This is a genomic window from Clostridium facile, from assembly GCF_014297275.1.
In the GTDB taxonomy this organism is placed as follows: Bacteria; Bacillota; Clostridia; order Oscillospirales; family Ruminococcaceae; genus Massilioclostridium; species Massilioclostridium facile.
Genome location: NZ_JACOQK010000001.1, coordinates 1,133,683 through 1,149,124, shown reverse-complemented (window position 1 = coordinate 1,149,124; position 15,442 = coordinate 1,133,683). Strand labels below are relative to the sequence as shown.

Genomic DNA, 15,442 nt, shown 5'->3' with positions numbered 1-15,442 from the left:
AAGCGCAGCTTCTAAATGAAAAAATTACCCCTATATAGGGAAGATGAATTCGGTGGCAAAACACCAATTTTCATTAGGAGGATATAATAATGGAAGCTTTAGGTATGGTAGAAACAAGAGGTCTGGTAGCTGCAATCGAAGCAACAGATGCTATGGTAAAAGCTGCTAATGTTACATTAATTGGTTCTGAAAAAATCGGTTCCGGTTTGGTATGCGTAATGGTTCGCGGCGATGTTGGAGCTGTAAAAGCTGCTGTTGAAGCTGGTGGTCAAGCTGGCTCCCGTCTGGGTGAAGTAGTTGCTACACATGTAATCCCAAGACCTCATTCTGATACTACAAAATTGTTCCCTAACTTATAATAGTTAAGCAATCAATCTGTTTTGTTGCCTGCCTTGTTTGGCAGGTAGCAAAACAAAATTTAATTTCAGAATAGAGGATGGCGCCTTATGAATGTTAATCCAGAATTAATTGCGAGTGTTGTAGCTCAAATTTTGGCTGAAGGTAGCGCAAAAGGCGCAGGCGAACCAAAACCTGTTCCTGTTGGTATCTCTAACAGACACATTCATCTGTCCCGTAAAGACTTGGATACCCTTTTCGGTGAAGGCTATGAATTAACTCCATTAAAGGATCTTTCTCAGCCTGGTCAATATGCTTGTAAAGAGCTTGTCACAATTGTTGGGCCTTCTTTAAAACCAATTACCAATGTAAGGGTTTTAGGGCCAATTAGAAAAGAAACTCAAGTTGAAATTTCTCGCACAGATAGTTTCGTGTTAAAGGTAAAACCTCCAGTACGTGAATCCGGTTCTTTGGAAGGTTCTGCTCCGATTATGGTTGTTGGGCCAAAAGGAGTTATTAACCTGGACAAAGGCTGTATTATCGCAAACCGTCATATCCATATGAGTTTGGAAGATGGTGCTGCTTATGGCTTGAACGATGGCGATTATGTTGACGTTGAAGTACAGGGCGAAAGAAGAACCAAATTCTATGATGTACAGGTTCGTGTAAATAAAGCGTTCTGCTTGGAAATGCATGTAGATACTGATGACGCTAATGCAGCTGGCTTAAAAAATGGTGATATTGTAACTGTTGTAAAAAGATAGTTTTGTTCCTGCTTTTGGCTGGTAAGGCGTACATAAGCCATTCTTCCGTATTTCCTATCAGGTTCGCTTATGCAAATTTAAGATAGAATGGAGAGTTACCATGTTAATGGGACAAGTAGTAGGGAATATTGTATCCACCAGGAAACACGAAAGCCTGGTCGGTTCCAAAATTCTTGAAGTCAAACTATTACACGAGAATAAAGATATAGATGAATTTATGATCGCAATTGATTGCGGCGTAGGTGCAGGTATCGGTGACCGTGTATTGATTACAACAGGTAGCAGTGCCCGTTTAGCGCTGCGCGACAAAGAAACAGCTGTTGATGCTGTTGTTGTAGGAATTATTGATGAATAATGCGGAGGGAAACTTGTTTTGAAAATTGATGAACTGAAAAGTTTAATAGCATCCGCTGGGGTTGTTGGAGCCGGTGGAGCCGGATTCCCAACTGCATTTAAACTGCGTGATGGTATTGATAAATTTATCATCAACGCCGCTGAATGTGAACCATTAATTTATACTGACTATTATTTATTAAAAAACTCCTTGAATAAAGTGCTGAAAGGTGCAAAAGCTATCATGGATACCTGTGGTATTCCAGAAGGTTTTATGGCTGTTAAACAGCACACCGCTGCACGTCTTTCTTGGACAGATGGTCAAAAATTAACAGATGGTATTTCTGTTCATTGCCTGCCGGATGTATATCCAATGGGCGATGAAATCATCATGATTTATGAAGTAACTGGCAGGATTGTTCCTCCTGGTAAACTTCCTGGTGATGTAGGATGCGTTGTAAATAACGTAGAAACCCTGTATAATGTTGCAAATGCTATGGATAATCAGCCAGTAACAGAAAAATGGGTAACAATTAACGGTGATTTGACCAATAAAATGATGATTGGTGTTCCAATCGGTACCCCTGTCATTGAAATTTTTGATAAACTGGGTATTAAAGTTCCAGAAGGTGATATCGTTGTAGATGGTGGTCCAGCAATGGGGAAACCAATCGATTATAAAACTGCGGTTATCACTAAAACCACAAAATCTTTATTGATTTTGCCTGACAACATTCCTTGTACTGCAAGTATGTTAGGTGATATGCGTGTTACTATGACGCACGCTTCCTCTAACTGTTGTTCTTGTACTATGTGTACCGAACTATGTCCAAGGGCCTTAATTGGTTACCCTCTGGAGCCACATAAAATTGTTCGCTCTGTAACCAACCGCGTAACTAGCAATCCACAGGATTATTTGGTTGCTACTACTTGTAGTGGTTGTGGTGTTTGTGAACTATCTGCTTGCTGTCAGGGTATTAGCCCACGTAAAGTTTACACTGCTGTAAAAGGCGAATTGGGAAGAAATCGTATGAGATACGTTCATCCAGATGATAAACCTTTACAGGTAATGAGTGAACGTGACAACAGAATGTTGCCAAGTACAAGATTTATGCAGAGAATTGGTGTGGATAAATATGATACTGTTATCCCAGAATTCAAAGCAGAAGTAAAAATAGATCCAACTCACATCAGTCTCGCGCTGAGACAACATGTCGGCGCTCCTGCTGCACCAAATGTAAAACCTGGTGACAGTGTAAAAGTTGGCGATATTGTTGGTAAGGCTGCTGACGGAATTTCCGCAAACATCCACAGCTCTGTTAACGGCGTTGTAGAAAGCGTTGATAACGGTGTTGTAGTAATTAAAAGAGTGTGAGGTGAGAGACGATGTTACAAACAGTTGGAGTTATCGAATTAAAAAGTATTGCAAAAGGTATTCTGGCTTGTGATGAGATTTTGAAATCCGCTGAAATCCAGTTGATTTCAGCTCATACAGCATGTCCTGGTAAATACGAAATTATTATCACTGGTCAGCTCTCTAACGTACAAATCGCGATTGACCGTGCAACTGATAACTATGGCGAATATGTATTGGATTCTACTGTAATGGGTAGAATTGAGCCTACTGTTATCAAAGCGCTGTTTGGTGGCGTTGCAGATTGTGCGAAAGGTGCAATTGGTGTTATTGAAACATTCTCTGGTACCAGCGCAATCAAAGCAGCTGATAGCGCTGTAAAAGCGGCAGCTGTTGAAATTATGGAAATGAGCATCTCCCGTGGTATGGGCGGTAAAGGTTATGTTGTTGTAACAGGCGATATTGCTGATGTTACCGCTGCTGTTGAAACAGGTGCTGAATATGCGAAAAACCAAGGCTTGCTGGCAGGTACATCCTTGCTGGCTGCTCCTCACGAAGACCTGTGGCAGTACATCTAATGTAGATGATGAATACTTGATAAAAAAGACCAACCAAAATTTTTGGATGGTCTTTTTGTTTTATCGATTGTAAAAAATTTTTACAAGTATAAGATACTAGAAAAAACTGTGTATTTATTTCAATACACAGTTTTTTCTTAGTATATAACTATCTGCGAGTAGGGTTGTAGTTACTTTTATGTTTGTAAAATACTGGATAAACTTGTTGTTTTACTATTTCAGAATAAAGGAAAACAATAAAATACGAAATTAATGATTGGTATTTCAACGTTAAACCGATTTTGTATTGGATGAATCCATTCTGCCTTCTTTGAGAATTTTCTGGTAAAGGTAACCTTCCCTCACACCATAAGGGCTGACCTGGATTTCCTCACAGCCAAAATGCTTTATCATTGTTTGTAGAACAATCATTCCAGGAATGATTGTATGGATCCGGTCTGGAATTACTTTCAAAACTTTTCGTAGTACTTCAGGTTCCATTTGGCTAAGTTGTTTGAGTAATTTTTTTACATTTTTTGCTGGAATTGATTTGTTTTCATCTGGTTGTTGAAAAAATGAGTTGTTTAGTTTTAAAGTTGCACGGATAGTTCCGCCTACACCACATAAAGCTGGAAATTGACTATCCCGAAAATCTTTTTGTTTATCTAGTTGTTTTTTGACATAATCCCGGATTTTTTTCTGTTCCTTTTTGGTGGGAAAAAGTTTACCGACAAATTGAGTAAATAATCCCAAGGAACCCACCTCCATACTGGAGGCTTGCAGGATAGATGCATTTTGGTAAGAAACCAATTCTGTGCTGCCACCTCCAATATCTACCAGGATACCTTCTTTCATATCTAAAATATGGGTAGCACCTAAAAAGTCCAGAATAGCTTCTCGTTTACCAGAAATGACATCAATTAGAAAACCCGTTTCTTTTTGGATCATCTTTACTGCTTGGATGGTGTTGGAGATTTCTCGTAAAGAGGCAGTCGCGAATACAGATACTTGTTGAATAGAAAGGTGTTCTAGTAGGGATCGGTATTGATTTAATACACGGATAGCAGTGTGGATCCCTTCTTCAGACATACATCCATCCTGAATATAGCTAGCCAGCCCAGCCATAGTTTTTTTATGCAATAAAGGAATAATGGTTCCTTCCTGTAGTTGGTAAACAGAAAGCCGAATGGTATTGGAACCAATATCAATGATGCTGCAAATCATAAAAATTCTCCTTTTTAATGATGATTATGTAACATTATAGCTGGTTTTTTACATAGAATAGAGTAAACTAGTTTGATAGGAGGTTTTGTATGCCTAGAATCTATTTAAGTCCGTCCACCCAGGAATACAATACTTATGTGAGTGGCGGAACAGAAGAATATTACATGAATTTAATCGCAGATGCTATGGAGCCTTATCTTTATGCCAGTGGAATAGAATTTGTACGGAATACTCCGCAAATGACTGCCGCATCTTCCATCCGTCAGGCAAACCAAGATGGAAATTTTGATTTTTATTTATCGTTGCATTCCAATGCGGCACCGGAGAGCGATGCGGGAAAGTACCGTGGTACAGACGTTTATTATTACCCGGGAAGTATCAATGGAAAACGGGCTGCCGATATTTTTGCTGATAATTTAAAGGCGATTTATCCTTTGCCAGATAAGGTACAAACACGTACTACCACTTATTTAGGGGAAGTAACAAAAACTAGATTTCCAGCGGTATTAATCGAATTTGCTTACCATGATAATCCGGAAGACGCTGCGTGGATTACCAATAATATTGGAACAATTGCCCGAAATGTAGTTCTGTCTTTGACTGAATATTTTGGAATTCCATTTATTGAACCACAAGGTACTAAAAATGGGGTTGTTAATGTCACGAGCGGCGGTTTATATTTGAGAAATAAGCCGTCTGTAATTGCTGATATAAAAACTACAATACCAAATGGCTCCCGAGTAAAAATATATGGCAGTTGGCAGGATTGGTATGTGGTAGAATACAATGGTCAAGTTGGTTACGCCAGCAAACAGTATATTCAGTTGGTATAACAAGCTGGTAGTTTCAGTATAACCTATTTTAAGGCTTGTATTCTTTTAAACAAGCCACTTAACCGGATTTGAATAGCGTTCTACTTGATCTACAGTAGCGTGTAAGTTAGACAATGTGTGGCTAGAATCTTGTGATTAGTAAAATCGAATTTGTGTTTTCACTGGTAAATAATAAAAGTAATCGCAGGAAGTTTTGCTATTTTGGATTAGTTCATTCAGATTTTGATACCCCATGTTAAATCACCTCAAATTTATTATTTGAGGAAAAAGGATGACCATACGAAAGAAAATAATTTTATTTTAGTTGTATAAAACAATCAAACTATTTTTGTTTGTTATTCCTATGGTATAATAAAAAAGAAACTGTTATAATAATTAAGACATTAAATGTCGCCTAACCATTGTCGGACGGTTGGGCGGCATTTTTTTACTTTTTAAGGAGGGTTTTTATGCCAAAAACAAAATTTCAAGAGTTTATTTTTACTTTATTAACCTCTGGCTGTATGATTTTTCTTATGGGAGTATACAATGTAGCGCTTCATACAGGCGGATTGCAGTATGGTACTTTTGTTCATGCGGCGATATCATTTCCGTTGGAATGGCTGATCGGGTTTTTATGTGCCTTTTTTATCGCCAGTAGGACAGCAAAATACCTTGCTTTGCGGATAGCGTTGCCGCAGGATAGACCTATTTTCAAAATTTTGTGCATCCAAACATTTACTGTTTGTACTATGGTTCCACTGATGAGCCTGTTGGGAACAATTGAGTCCAGCGGGTTAACAGTCAATATTTTAGTGATATGGATTCAAGCCATGGTACTCAACTTTATTATTGCCTTTCCATTGCAGATCTTTGTGGTAGGTCCACTTTGCAGATGGATTTTCCGCTGTATTTTTAGTCGTACCAATCATAAGGAAGAAAAATCGATAGAACGGGAAATGATACAAAATGGATTTGCGGAATAATGCTTGTTATGGTCAAGACAAACTGCCAGTAGATTTTTTACTGGCAGTTTGTTATTTGGATTAAAATTTCTTTAATTTGGCGTAAAATAAGAAAAGAGCGGGGATTATCTGAAATTCCCCGCCCAAAAAGTCAAAATAAAAAGTTGTTTTATTGGTGGGATTGGTTTTCATACTGCTGGTCAATCCAATCCAGGCAAGCAACAAAACCATCCTGGTCCAGAGGAAACTCCTGTTCCGCCAATAACTCGCTTTTTTCGTAACAGAACGGTCCAATCCATACAGCGGCTTTTAGGGTGTTTTCCATAGGAAAGATTTTATATTGGAATTCCTGATGGATACTTCCACTATATATATTTTTAAACTGGAAATAATCTAAATTTGGCATATCAAAGTGTTTGTATTTCATAAGTTCCTCCCCAAACAATACATTATCTATTATTATAATCCAAAACAGCTCATTCGGCAAGTTGAAGATAGGGGACATTTATGATAAAATGGAACTAATTTTAAATGGAGGTGTATCTGGTGAAAGAAAAGATATTGGAGCTGTTAAAACAATCGAATGAATACCATTCGGGTGAGGAATTGAGTCAGAGGTTTGGGGTGACAAGGGCAGCGGTTTGGAAGTCGATTAAACAACTGGAAGCCCTGGGCTATGTAATTGAATCCAAAACCAGAAAGGGATACCGCTTGGTTGGTACACCAGATATCTTGTTTGAATCCGAATTGACTGATTTACTACACTCCAAATTTTTATCTTATTCTATCCATCATTTAACCAACACTTCTTCCACCAATGATTTCGCCAAACAGCTGGCGGAACAAAATCAGCCAGAAGGGCATGTAGTGATTTCCGAATATCAAACGAAAGGCCGAGGTAAGAAACACAGCCAATGGGAAGCCGCTCCGGGAAAAGGGATTTATCTTTCAGTTGTGCTGCGCCCGGAAATCGGCGTCATGCAGCTGCCGAAACTCACCATTTGTGTACAAACCGCGGTTTGCTTAGCGCTGGAACAGGTAACCCAGGAAAAAATCCAGTGCCAATGGCCGTACTCCCTTTACTGTCACGGAAAAAAACTATGTGGGATTTTACTGGAAAGTTTCGGCAGTATAGAGCAACTAGATTATACCATAGCGGGGATTGGTATCCAGGTCAACGCGGATGAGGATGAACTGCCGGATGGGATGACCTCTTTGTTGCTGGTGACCCAACGGGAACAGGACCGGAAACAGCTTGCAGCGGCGGTTTTGAACCATCTTGACATTATCTATCACCAGTTTTGCCAGGGACAATTTGGGTCTGTTTTTCAGCAGTATTGGCACCATTATAGTTTCCAATCCATGCCGGAAGGGGATTGGGAGTATGCAGGCATTGCGGAAGATTACACCTTACAGGCAGTGGAGCAGAACACTGGAAAAACCATCTGTTTATGAATGAATAAAATGAAAAAACAGGCTGTTCTATATAGCCTGTTTTTTCATTACTTACGAAATAGATCGTCATCAAAAAATTCTTTTAATGAAATTTGAAACGCAACACAGAGTTTATTTGTCGTTATGATATCAATATCTTTTGATTTGTTGATTAATCCTTCCAGGTCGGCTGGAGATAAATTGGATAAATAGGTAAGTTGATTAAGAGGAATACTTTTTTCTTTGCAAAGATTTAATATGCGTTGCTGAACAGCTTCGTTCAAATTCATTTTAATCACAGTTCCTTTTCTAATAAAATAAAAGGATATTATTTAGGCTGTTTTTCAAACAAGCCTGTTGTTTATAAGTCTTTTTCCAATTCTAAAAAACTGGTATCATCTACTTTTTCATCCCCTCCAATAGGAGCATTATACCGTCATAAACACCATGTTTATACATCTGTTTTTCATATAAATATTGGTTTTCACGTTTTATTTTATCGTATTTTTCAATGTATTCAAAAACCAGCCTATAATCCTGAAAAGTATCTCGGATTTCCATTCTTAGTTGTTTTATAATGTTCATGTGTTGTTTGTACTCTTGGTTTTTTACAATGGCCATATGCATAATTTCGGCTCTTTCTTCACATAATTCGCCAATAAAATCATGACTTTTTTCTAGCTGTAAATCTTGTTCTAATTGATCCAATAAATTTTCAAATAAAGCTTTCGTCATATAAATCCTCCTTAACGATTTATCGTTAATATTGGGATGCAATGCTGTTATACTATGTTTATAAGGAGGCGGTGTTATGAATTTATCAGAAGCTGTAAGATTGAGGATTTTGCAACTATGTGAACAAAATCATATTACAATCAATGGCCTTGCTATGCTGTCCGGAATCTCCCAATCAACAGTGAACAGTATTATAGATGGCACAAGCAAAAATCCCACATTATTAACGATTTTGCGCATATGCTTAGGGCTACAAATAGAACTCAAAGATTTTTTTGATGATAAAGTATTTTTTGACTTAGATGATGAATAACAATACATTAGTTTCTGGTTGTATGTTTTGTATAGGACCTATCTTTTGTATAGCAGAAAATATCTTCTTGTCATTTATCATTTTTATAGTAACGAATAATCAGTTACTAATTATTGAGGGAATCAGATAGAAAACAGGCTGTTTGTATGAAAAATAGCCTGTTTTTGTCTATCTGCCTTTTTGAGTTTTTTCATTTTACTTACTATTTTTATAGGAAAAATTTTTTCCATAAAAAAGGATTGGTAGTTCAATTACCAAAAGAAATAAAAAATTTGTTGTATTTGTTAATGCTTTGCATAAATTCACACTATTTTTGTGATAAGTTATTGAAATGCACTTTACATTTGCCTGTATTTCATGTAAAATATAGGTTAGATTAATCTGCTAAAACGCAATATTGAGAAGATGGAGGTTTAACACATGGAACCCAAATATAAGCGAGTATTGTTAAAATTAAGCGGTGAAGCTTTAGCTGGCGATAAAAAATTCGGCCTGAATTATGATGTAATTAATCCAATTTGCGAACAAATAAAAAAATTAAGTGATTTGGGCACACAGGTTGCCATCGTAGTAGGCGGGGGCAATTTCTGGAGGGGCCGTTCCAGCGGGGCAATGGACCGTACCCGCGCTGACCATATTGGTATGTTGGGAACCACCATGAACGCTCTTGGCGTGGCGGATGCTCTGGAAGAACAGGGCGCGATTGTACGGGTACAAACCGCGATTACCATGCAGGAAGTAGCGGAGCCATACATTCGCAACCGGGCGATGCGCCATATGGAAAAAGGGCGTATTGTCATTTTTGGCTGTGGTACTGGAAACCCATTCTTCTCTACGGATACAGCGGCAGCGTTGCGTGCAGCTGAGATTGAAGCGGACATCATTTTTAAAGCAACCATGGTAGACGGTGTTTACGACAAAGACCCAAATAAATATGACGACGCTGTAAAATATGATAATCTCACCTTTGATGAAGTAATCGCAAAAGGTTTAAATGTAATGGATAGCACTGCGGCTGCTATGTGCAAAGACAATAATATTCCAATTCTGGTATTTAACTTGGCTCAGCCAGAAAACATTGTTAAGGCTGGTTTGGGCGAGCCGATTGGAACCATTGTAAAATAGTTTACAGGAGGAAAGACAGATGAAAGAACTTTTGAAAAAAGCAGAGGAAAAAATGCAAAAAACCGCCGACCGTTTGGAGCATGAATATACCACCATCCGTGCTGGCCGTGCGAACCCTGCTGTATTGGATAAAATTATGGTAGACTACTATGGTGTGCCAACCCAAATCAACCAGATGGCGGCTGTTTCGGTAGCGGAAGCCCGTATTCTGGTAATCAGTCCTTGGGATGCTAGCAGCTTAAAAGCGATTGAAAAAGCAATCCAAACTTCTGATTTAGGGATCAACCCAACCAATGACGGTAAAGTAATCCGCATTGCTTTCCCTCAACTGACAGAGGAACGCCGTAAAGAGATTGTAAAGGATGTTCACAAACTCCGTGAGGAAGCAAAAGTGGCTGTCCGTAACATTCGTCGGGATTATATGGATAAGTTAAAGGCATTGAAAAAAGAAGGCGGCGTCAGTGAGGACGAAATCAAAGATGGCGAAAAGAAATTACAGGTTTCTGTTGATAAATTCTGTAAAGTTATCGATGAGATTGCGGCTGCAAAAGAAAAAGAAATTATGGAAATCTAGTAAGAAACGAAAAAAGGGGGAGCTTATCAACAATGAGCTCCCCATTGTCAGTTTAGGAGGTATTTGGAATGGAACAGTTAACAATTCCAAAGCATATTGGCATTATTATGGACGGAAATGGACGCTGGGCAAAAAAAAGAGGCTTGCCTCGTTCCGCTGGACACACTGCTGGCGCCAAGCTCATCAAATCTATTGCCCGCAGATGCAACGAATTGGGAGTAAAAAACCTGACAGTATTCGCTTTTTCTACCGAAAACTGGGCGCGCCCACAAGAAGAAGTTAGTTCCATTATTAATCTGCTGCGTTATTACCTAAAGGAAATTGATAAATATGTTAAGGAAAATATCCGCATTCGTTTTATAGGGGATTGGTCTGGATTTGATCAGGATATCCAAGATAAAATGGCAAAATCAGAGGAAGCCAGTAAAAATGCTACTGGGCTGGTGTTCAGTATTGCGTTGAACTATGGCGGTCGTGCGGAGATTACCCATGCCGCGAAACAGATTGCTCAGGAAGTTGAAGAAGGGAAGCTCGCTATCGAAGAGATTACCGAACAGACTCTTTCTGGCCACATGTATACTGCTGGCATGCCGGATGTAGATTTAATTATTCGTCCCAGTGGGGAATACCGGTTATCCAATTTTTTAATTTGGCAGTCAGCTTATGCGGAATATGTGTTTATGGATGATATTTTATGGCCAGACTTTAAAGTGAAAGATTTGGACCGTGCCATTGAGGAATATTCCAGAAGAAACCGCCGCTTTGGAGGCATTTAAAAGTAAACTAAAGGAGAGAATTGAACTATTATGAAACAGAGGATTTTAAGCGCTGTTGTTGGGCTATCGGTACTGGTTGTTATTTTGTGTTTTTACCAGACGGTTGTGTTAAATATCGGGATTGCCTTGATTGCTGTTATTGGAACCTATGAGATTTTAAAGACAACCGGTAATCTATCCCAGAAACTGTTTTCCGCTGTGTGTATGGTCTTTGCTGCCGCTGCCCCGTTTATGAAAATGGATGGATTTCCAGATGTGAGAACGATAGCGATTTTAATATTTTTATTGATTATATTTACCATTTTGCTCAAAACCCACAATCAGCTTCACGTTTCCGGTTTGGCAATCTGTGTATTAGGGACGTTTGGAATTTCTTTTACATTGTCCAATCTGGTTTATATCCGGGATGATTTTTCCCCTAACAGCCTGTACTACATTATGCTGATTTTTGTGTTGGCATGGATTTGTGATGGCGGCGCTTATTTTGTGGGGCGTGCTTTTGGAAAACACAAAATGGCTCCTCAAATTAGCCCCAACAAAACGGTGGAAGGTGCCATTGGTGGGATTGTCACCAATCTGGTTTTGGCGGTAGTGTTTACTTTAATTTATACCGCGGTATGCCATTTGGAATTCCCGGCAAAAAATTATATCCCATTGTTGATTTTGGCATTTATCTGCTCTTTTGTGGGAATTTTAGGGGACTTAACCGCTTCGATTGTGAAACGGCAGTATAAAATAAAAGATTTTGGGAATTTAATTCCAGGGCATGGCGGGGTAGTGGATCGGTTTGACAGCATCTTTTTTGTTGCCCCAGTCATCTATGTGTTTGCTGGATTTTTCCCGATTTTGTAAGGAAAGGACGTAAAAATGAAACGAATTAGTATCCTGGGTTCTACTGGTTCGATTGGAATCCAGGCTTTGGATGTGGTAAAAAAACAGGGATTCCAGGTGGTTGCGCTAGCGGCAAAATCCAATTATCACCAGTTGGCAAATCAAGTCAGGGAATACCATCCAAGCCTTGTGTGTATATATGAAGAAGAATACCTGGTTCCTTTGCAGAAAGAATTGGACGGCATGGAAGTGCAAATTGTCACCGGCATGGAAGGTCTGTGCCAGGCTGCTACAGTTCCAGAAGCGGAAATGGTGCTGAACTCGGTTGTGGGGATGATTGGATTGCGTCCAACTTTGGAAGCGATCTATGCCCACAAAGATATTGCTTTGGCAAATAAAGAGACCTTGGTAACCGGCGGTGAGTTGGTAATGAAAGCGGTCAAGGAATACAGGGTAAACCTGTATCCGGTGGACAGTGAACACTCTGCCATTTTTCAGTCATTGCAAGGAAACAAAATAGAACAGGTCAGCAAAATTCTGTTAACTGCTTCCGGTGGCCCGTTTTTTGGAAAGACAAAACAGGAACTGCTTCATGTGGGGTTACAGGATGCTTTGAACCATCCAAACTGGAGCATGGGCAAAAAAATCACGATTGATAGCGCTACCTTAATGAACAAAGGGTTGGAGCTGATCGAGGCGGTTTGGTTATTCCAGCAAAAGCCGGAAAATATAGAAATAGTGGTGCAGCGGGAAAGTGTTGTCCATTCCGCTGTGGAATATGTGGATGGTTCTGTGATTGCCCAACTGGGTACACCGGATATGAAAATCCCCATCCAATACGCCTTTACTTATCCGGAACGTGTGGATTGTGATGTCAAACGGCTATCTTTGTTTGATTATGGGACATTGTCGTTTTATCGTCCGGATTATGAAACATTCGATTGCCTAACAGCCTGTAAAGAGGCCATTAGTAGGGGTGGTTTGTATCCTACTCTGGTCAATGGCGCCAATGAAAAAGCGGTGGAATTGTTTTTACAGGAGAAAATCTCCTTCCTGCAAATTGGGGAAGTCGTAAAACAAGCTTTGGAACTTTCTCTGCCGTATCAAGAAGTAACCCTGGAACATATTTTACAGGCGGATCAAGCCGCGCGGGAATTTGTTACGCAATATTTTCATCTTTAATACCATAAGGGAGGTTCTTTGTTCATGTCTACTGTTGTCACCATTTTGATTACCATTCTCATTTTTTGCCTCATTATTTTGATACATGAACTGGGACATTTTCTAGTTGCGAAGGCAAGTGGGATTAAAGTCAATGAATTTTCCATGGGTATGGGTCCTGCAATATGGAAAAAGCAGGGGAAAGAAACCCTTTATGCCATCCGCATTTTTCCCATTGGCGGTTATGTGCAGATGGAAGGAGAGGACGAAAATTCCGAGGATAAACGTTCATTTAACAATGCCCATGTATTAAAAAGGATTGCCGTTGTTTTAGCGGGGGCAATGATGAATTTTATTTTGGGTCTTGTGCTGATGGGGATTATCACGGCTTGCCAGCCTCAGGTTCCATTGGCGGAAGTTGGGGAGGTTACCAGCGACCAAAGTGTTTTCCAGCAAGGGGATAAGCTGCTTTCAGTTAACGGCCATGGAGTGGTTTCCGCTGCGGATTTCCGGTTCCAAATCCAGAGGGTTGCCGCGGATGAACCGTTAAATGTCACCGTAAAACGGGACGGCAAAAAGATGGAATTAAAAGATGCTACTTTTAACACAGAATCAGATGGTCAGCAGGTTCGCTCTCTTGGATTTATGTTGCAGGTGGAAAACCTGAATGTGGGAAATTTCTTTTCCAGCACATTTGGCAACACAGCATTTTATGCCAAACTAGTGTGGACTTCTTTGGCAGATCTGGTGACAGGTCAGGTGAGCTTGAGTAGTGTTTCCGGCCCTGTTGGAGTTGGTCAGGCGGTAGGTCAGGCACAGAGCATGGGGATTTTATCCGTCCTTTCCTTGTTTGCATTAATTACGATTAACGTTGGCATTTTTAACTTGTTGCCATTCCCAGCATTGGATGGTGGAAGGTTTGTATTTTTATTGATTGAACTGATTTTCCGCAAACCGGTAAAACGGGAAATTGAAGGCTACATCAACGCAGCCGGTATGGCATTGCTGTTGTTACTCATGGTTGTGATAACCGGTAAAGACATTATACAGTTGTTTATTCATTGAAAATAGAAAGGAGCCCTGAAATGGTCAGACGGAAGGTAAAACAGGTGGCATTAAAAAATCTGGTATTTGGCGGGGAAAAAATTTATATCCAATCCATGCTGAATAAGCCAGCGGAAGATATTTCGGGCAGCGTGGAACAGGCGGTGGCGCTGGAACAGGCTGGCTGTGAGATTATCCGTGCCGCCATTCCGAACAAACAGGCGATCCGTTTAATCGACGCCATCAAGCAGAAAGTATCCGTCCCATTGGTGGCGGATATCCACTTTGATTATCGCCTGGCGCTAGAAGCGGTGCAGGCTGGGATTGATAAAATCCGGATTAATCCAGGCAATATTGGTTCGGATGACCGGGTGAAACAGGTGGCGGATGCCTGTAAAGCCGCCGGCATCCCCATCCGCATTGGGGTGAATTCCGGTTCGGTGGAAAAACACATCCTGGCAAAATACAGTCGTCCTACGCCGGAGGCTTTGGTGGAAAGCGCCATGTACCATGTATCATTGCTCCATAAATTTGATTTTGATGATATTGTCATCTCAATTAAATCTTCGGATGTAGAAACTATGATTCTGGCGTATGAGCTATTGGCGGAACAGTGTGATTATCCTCTTCATTTAGGGGTGACGGAAGCGGGGACGGAACGCATGGGGCTGATCAAATCCTCCATTGGGATTGGCAGCCTACTGGTAAAAGGAATAGGGGATACGATCCGGGTTTCCCTGACTAGCGATCCTGTCCATGAAGTTGCTGCTGCACGAGATATCCTCAAAGCCATTGGATTACAGAAAAATGAGATAACCCTCGTATCCTGTCCAACCTGTGGGCGTACCAAAATTAATCTGATTGAGCTGGCAAACCAGGTGGAACAGGCAGTACAGAATATTCACAAACCAATAAAGGTTGCGGTGATGGGATGTGCGGTTAACGGCCCAGGGGAAGCCAGGGACGCAGATTTGGGGATTGCAGGTGGAGACGGATGCGCTGTGATCTTTAAAAAAGGCGAGATCATTAAAAAGGTGCCGGAACAGGAAGTTTTGGCAGCTTTATTAGAGGAAATAGAAGCATATTAACAGGACAGAACGGAAG

Annotated in this window: 20 protein-coding genes; 16 read left to right on the top strand and 4 right to left on the bottom strand. The window is 40.3% G+C overall.

All coding sequences use genetic code 11. The annotated features are described in order from the left end of the window. The first annotated feature begins 83 nt into the window (after positions 1-83). The 5 genes from H8Z77_RS04790 to H8Z77_RS04770 all read left to right on the top strand — a co-directional run bounded on the left by H8Z77_RS04790 (position 84) and on the right by H8Z77_RS04770 (position 3,365). Complete coding sequence (locus H8Z77_RS04790) at positions 84-359, top strand: BMC domain-containing protein (protein WP_235843933.1); 276 nt, start codon at positions 84-86, stop codon at positions 357-359. A gap of 87 nt (positions 360-446) precedes the next feature. After that, complete coding sequence (gene pduL / locus H8Z77_RS04785) at positions 447-1,100, top strand: phosphate propanoyltransferase (protein WP_083256465.1); 654 nt, start codon at positions 447-449, stop codon at positions 1,098-1,100. Positions 1,101-1,200: 100 nt separating this feature from the next. Further along, positions 1,201-1,455, top strand: coding sequence for a EutN/CcmL family microcompartment protein (locus tag H8Z77_RS04780; RefSeq protein ID WP_069989042.1), 255 nt, complete (start codon positions 1,201-1,203; stop codon positions 1,453-1,455). Between the two features lie 18 nt (positions 1,456-1,473). Further along, positions 1,474-2,808 (top strand): 4Fe-4S dicluster domain-containing protein, encoded by a 1,335-nt coding sequence (locus H8Z77_RS04775; RefSeq protein WP_186996340.1) that lies wholly within the window; start codon positions 1,474-1,476, stop codon positions 2,806-2,808. An 11-nt stretch (positions 2,809-2,819) separates the two neighbouring features. Then, positions 2,820-3,365, top strand: a complete 546-nt coding sequence (locus tag H8Z77_RS04770) for a BMC domain-containing protein (protein ID WP_069989040.1) — start codon at positions 2,820-2,822, stop codon at positions 3,363-3,365. A gap of 270 nt (positions 3,366-3,635) precedes the next feature. Here the strand turns inward: H8Z77_RS04770 and H8Z77_RS04765 are convergent, their stop codons facing one another. Then, positions 3,636-4,568 carry a Ppx/GppA phosphatase family protein gene (locus tag H8Z77_RS04765; RefSeq protein WP_186996339.1) on the bottom strand — a complete coding sequence of 311 codons (933 nt, stop codon included), beginning with the start codon at positions 4,566-4,568 and terminating at the stop codon, positions 3,636-3,638. Between the two features lie 89 nt (positions 4,569-4,657). On the opposite strand from H8Z77_RS04765, the gene H8Z77_RS04760 reads away from it, so the two are divergent. Together H8Z77_RS04760 and H8Z77_RS04755 are read left to right on the top strand one after the other, a co-directional pair. After that, positions 4,658-5,401 (top strand): N-acetylmuramoyl-L-alanine amidase, encoded by a 744-nt coding sequence (locus tag H8Z77_RS04760; RefSeq protein WP_069989037.1) that lies wholly within the window; start codon positions 4,658-4,660, stop codon positions 5,399-5,401. Between the two features lie 449 nt (positions 5,402-5,850). Continuing rightward, positions 5,851-6,366 carry a DUF2798 domain-containing protein gene (locus H8Z77_RS04755; protein WP_069989036.1) on the top strand — a complete coding sequence of 172 codons (516 nt, stop codon included), beginning with the start codon at positions 5,851-5,853 and terminating at the stop codon, positions 6,364-6,366. 148 nt (positions 6,367-6,514) lie between these two features. Here the strand turns inward: H8Z77_RS04755 and H8Z77_RS04750 are convergent, their stop codons facing one another. Further along, positions 6,515-6,772, bottom strand: coding sequence for a hypothetical protein (locus H8Z77_RS04750; RefSeq protein ID WP_186996338.1), 258 nt, complete (start codon positions 6,770-6,772; stop codon positions 6,515-6,517). Between the two features lie 119 nt (positions 6,773-6,891). Here H8Z77_RS04750 and H8Z77_RS04745 point away from each other — a divergent pair, with 119 nt between their 5' ends. After that, the gene (locus H8Z77_RS04745; protein WP_069989034.1) at positions 6,892-7,800 is read left to right on the top strand and encodes a biotin--[acetyl-CoA-carboxylase] ligase; all 909 of its coding nucleotides are present in this window, start codon (positions 6,892-6,894) and stop codon (positions 7,798-7,800) included. A gap of 47 nt (positions 7,801-7,847) precedes the next feature. On the opposite strand, the gene H8Z77_RS04740 is transcribed toward H8Z77_RS04745, so the two are convergent. Next, positions 7,848-8,069, bottom strand: a complete 222-nt coding sequence (locus H8Z77_RS04740) for a helix-turn-helix domain-containing protein (protein ID WP_069989033.1) — start codon at positions 8,067-8,069, stop codon at positions 7,848-7,850. A gap of 109 nt (positions 8,070-8,178) precedes the next feature. Next, positions 8,179-8,514: a hypothetical protein gene (locus H8Z77_RS04735; protein WP_069989032.1), complete on the bottom strand. Its 336-nt coding sequence runs from the start codon at positions 8,512-8,514 to the stop codon at positions 8,179-8,181. A gap of 76 nt (positions 8,515-8,590) precedes the next feature. Here H8Z77_RS04735 and H8Z77_RS04730 point away from each other — a divergent pair, with 76 nt between their 5' ends. From H8Z77_RS04730 to ispG, 8 genes are all read left to right on the top strand, one after another. Continuing rightward, a complete protein-coding gene (locus H8Z77_RS04730; protein WP_186996337.1) occupies positions 8,591-8,827 on the top strand; it encodes a helix-turn-helix domain-containing protein in 237 nt (78 codons plus the stop codon). A gap of 420 nt (positions 8,828-9,247) precedes the next feature. After that, entirely contained in the window at positions 9,248-9,952 is a 705-nt protein-coding gene (gene pyrH / locus H8Z77_RS04725; protein ID WP_069989029.1) for a UMP kinase, read from the top strand. Between the two features lie 19 nt (positions 9,953-9,971). After that, complete coding sequence (gene frr / locus H8Z77_RS04720) at positions 9,972-10,526, top strand: ribosome recycling factor (RefSeq protein ID WP_186996336.1); 555 nt, start codon at positions 9,972-9,974, stop codon at positions 10,524-10,526. Between the two features lie 68 nt (positions 10,527-10,594). Beyond that, positions 10,595-11,302 (top strand): undecaprenyl pyrophosphate synthase, encoded by a 708-nt coding sequence (gene uppS, locus H8Z77_RS04715; RefSeq protein WP_186996335.1) that lies wholly within the window; start codon positions 10,595-10,597, stop codon positions 11,300-11,302. Between the two features lie 30 nt (positions 11,303-11,332). Beyond that, positions 11,333-12,154 (top strand): phosphatidate cytidylyltransferase, encoded by an 822-nt coding sequence (locus tag H8Z77_RS04710; protein ID WP_186996334.1) that lies wholly within the window; start codon positions 11,333-11,335, stop codon positions 12,152-12,154. Positions 12,155-12,169: 15 nt separating this feature from the next. Beyond that, positions 12,170-13,315, top strand: coding sequence for a 1-deoxy-D-xylulose-5-phosphate reductoisomerase (locus H8Z77_RS04705; RefSeq protein ID WP_186996333.1), 1,146 nt, complete (start codon positions 12,170-12,172; stop codon positions 13,313-13,315). A gap of 24 nt (positions 13,316-13,339) precedes the next feature. After that, the gene (locus H8Z77_RS04700; protein ID WP_186996332.1) at positions 13,340-14,359 is read left to right on the top strand and encodes a M50 family metallopeptidase; all 1,020 of its coding nucleotides are present in this window, start codon (positions 13,340-13,342) and stop codon (positions 14,357-14,359) included. 2 nt (positions 14,360-14,361) lie between these two features. Further along, positions 14,362-15,426 (top strand): flavodoxin-dependent (E)-4-hydroxy-3-methylbut-2-enyl-diphosphate synthase, encoded by a 1,065-nt coding sequence (gene ispG / locus H8Z77_RS04695; protein ID WP_366472169.1) that lies wholly within the window; start codon positions 14,362-14,364, stop codon positions 15,424-15,426. Positions 15,427-15,442 lie beyond the last annotated feature (16 nt).

Bases quoted from the DNA above. Each gene is read 5' to 3' on its own strand.
- pduL (WP_083256465.1), top strand. From the start codon at position 447: ATGAATGTTAATCCAGAATTAATTGCGAGTGTTGTAGCTCAAATTTTG.
- H8Z77_RS04780 (WP_069989042.1), top strand. From the start codon at position 1,201: ATGTTAATGGGACAAGTAGTAGGGAATATTGTATCCACCAGGAAACAC.
- H8Z77_RS04770 (WP_069989040.1), top strand. From the start codon at position 2,820: ATGTTACAAACAGTTGGAGTTATCGAATTAAAAAGTATTGCAAAAGGT.
- H8Z77_RS04765 (WP_186996339.1), bottom strand. From the start codon at position 4,568: ATGATTTGCAGCATCATTGATATTGGTTCCAATACCATTCGGCTTTCT.
- H8Z77_RS04760 (WP_069989037.1), top strand. From the start codon at position 4,658: ATGCCTAGAATCTATTTAAGTCCGTCCACCCAGGAATACAATACTTAT.
- H8Z77_RS04755 (WP_069989036.1), top strand. From the start codon at position 5,851: ATGCCAAAAACAAAATTTCAAGAGTTTATTTTTACTTTATTAACCTCT.
- H8Z77_RS04750 (WP_186996338.1), bottom strand. From the start codon at position 6,772: ATGAAATACAAACACTTTGATATGCCAAATTTAGATTATTTCCAGTTT.
- H8Z77_RS04740 (WP_069989033.1), bottom strand. From the start codon at position 8,069: ATGAATTTGAACGAAGCTGTTCAGCAACGCATATTAAATCTTTGCAAA.
- H8Z77_RS04735 (WP_069989032.1), bottom strand. From the start codon at position 8,514: ATGACGAAAGCTTTATTTGAAAATTTATTGGATCAATTAGAACAAGAT.
- H8Z77_RS04730 (WP_186996337.1), top strand. From the start codon at position 8,591: ATGAATTTATCAGAAGCTGTAAGATTGAGGATTTTGCAACTATGTGAA.
- pyrH (WP_069989029.1), top strand. From the start codon at position 9,248: ATGGAACCCAAATATAAGCGAGTATTGTTAAAATTAAGCGGTGAAGCT.
- frr (WP_186996336.1), top strand. From the start codon at position 9,972: ATGAAAGAACTTTTGAAAAAAGCAGAGGAAAAAATGCAAAAAACCGCC.
- uppS (WP_186996335.1), top strand. From the start codon at position 10,595: ATGGAACAGTTAACAATTCCAAAGCATATTGGCATTATTATGGACGGA.
- H8Z77_RS04710 (WP_186996334.1), top strand. From the start codon at position 11,333: ATGAAACAGAGGATTTTAAGCGCTGTTGTTGGGCTATCGGTACTGGTT.
- H8Z77_RS04705 (WP_186996333.1), top strand. From the start codon at position 12,170: ATGAAACGAATTAGTATCCTGGGTTCTACTGGTTCGATTGGAATCCAG.
- H8Z77_RS04700 (WP_186996332.1), top strand. From the start codon at position 13,340: ATGTCTACTGTTGTCACCATTTTGATTACCATTCTCATTTTTTGCCTC.